Annotated in this window: 1 protein-coding gene; it reads left to right on the plus strand. The window is 68.6% G+C overall.

Annotated features, from left to right (window positions below; genetic code table 11):
- Positions 1-1,632 (plus strand): LamG domain-containing protein (locus K353_RS33515; protein WP_146616656.1); only part of this gene is annotated, 1,632 nt, incomplete at its 5' end.
- Between the last annotated feature and the right edge of the window lie 253 nt (positions 1,633-1,885).

Here is a 1,885-nt window from a genome sequence, read left to right on the forward strand (position 1 = left end):
GGCACCATCGACCTCTGGGCCCTCGACGGCACCGGCCAGGCGGTCGCGTACCTGCTGAACGGCACCACGCTGACCGCCCAGACCGCGCAGACGCTGACCGGTCCGACGCACACCTGGCAGTTGGACGGCACCGCCGACCGGGCGGCCGTGGGCACCGCCAAGGACACCTCCGGCAACCTCGACCTGACGGCCAGTGGGAACCTGTCGGCGGCCAACGGCGGCGGTCCCGCTGTCACCGGCCACGCCGGCGACCTGTTCAGCCCGGACGTCCTGATCAACACCGCAACCCCGGCCGGCTCGACCCAGCTGACGCCGGACGGCAACGCCACCGGCACGCTGGCCGCAGGCTCCAACGCAGTGGACACCACCAAGAGCTTCACCGTCGACCTGTGGGCCAAGCCCACCAACTACGGTGGCGTGGTCGTCTCCCAGGACGCGAACCGGGCCTCCGGCTTCATCGTCTACGCCGAGAACGACTGGCGCTTCGGCATGACCCGCGGGGACAACGACTCCTGGGACTACGACCTGGTGACCGGCCCGCCCGTCACCTTCGGGGTGTGGGCCCACGTGACGGTGGCCTTCAACGCCGGCAACAGCACCATGTACCTGTACGTGGACGGCAGGCTGGCCGGCACGGCCACCCACACCGCGCGGGTCGGCTCGACCGGTCCGCTCCGGATCAGCGGCTACAAGTACCAGGGCGTCCAGACCGCGCGCTACAACGGTCAGATCGCCGACGTGCGCACCTATAGCAGGTCCCTGAACGGCACCCAGGCACAGCTCACCCGGACCGCCGACGGCACCTGGGGCAACGCCGAGACGGTCGCGTTCGTCCCCGACACCACGCAGGCCGGAGCCGCGCTGCTGCCCAACGGCGACACCGTGTACGTCACCCTCGCGGGCGGCAAGGAGTACGCGCAGTGGCACTACCGCAACGGCACCTGGAGCACCCGCACGCTCATCCCCACCAAGGGCACTGACAACGTCGATGTCACCGGTATCACCGCCATCGCGGTGACCGCCGACAGCAGCGGTGCGGTGCAGGTCCTGTCGATCGCCAACGGCGGTCTGCGCCACCAGACCTGGAAGCCGGCCACCGGCTGGTCCAAGGACGACGTCCCGCCCACCAGCGGCACCGGTGTCACCGCGATCGCCGCGACCGGCGGTTACAGCGACGGCAGCTCCCAGTTCATGTCCGTCATCGGCGGTGTGATCTACCACCAGAGCCGCTTCTCCGACGGCACCTGGAGCACCTTCACCCAGCTCGGCTACAGCGGCGTCACCGCCGTCTCCGCGGCGGCGTTGCCCGACGGCAGCACCCAGTTCGTGGACGTCATCGGCGGCGTGATGTACCACCTCACCCGCAACCTGAACGGCACCTGGACCGGCAACAACCAACTGGGCGGCACCGGCGTCACCGCCGTCTCCGCCATCGGCATGGCCAACGGCGGCTCCCAGTTCGCCTACGTCAGCAACAACAACGCCTACTGGCTGATGCGCAACGCGAACGGCACCTGGAGCGACACCCGCCAGCTCGCCACCGGCGCGTCCGGTGTCGCGCTGACCGGCTACCCGCTGGCGCCCTCCGGCGATCCGTCCTACAACACCAGCACCACCATCGTCACCAGCTGAGTCTTTCGCGCACGACCGGTGCCCCATCGCCCGAGGGCGGTGGGGCACCGCTTTTCCCGGCGCTTCCTTCACCGGCGTGTGCACCAAACCGGATGCTGAGTATTCAAACTGACATTTCGACAACTCGATCCACAGGAGATGTTCACGAATGGCACACGCCCGTGGCAGGCTTCTTCCGCTCGGCCACGAACTGGCCACTGAAGTGGCCGCTGAACTGGCCTTATTCCTCCAGATCGGGATCCTCTGCCATGAC

It is taken from the genome of Kitasatospora sp. SolWspMP-SS2h, assembly GCF_003259315.1.
Taxonomy (GTDB): Bacteria; Actinomycetota; Actinomycetes; order Streptomycetales; family Streptomycetaceae; genus Kitasatospora; species Kitasatospora fiedleri.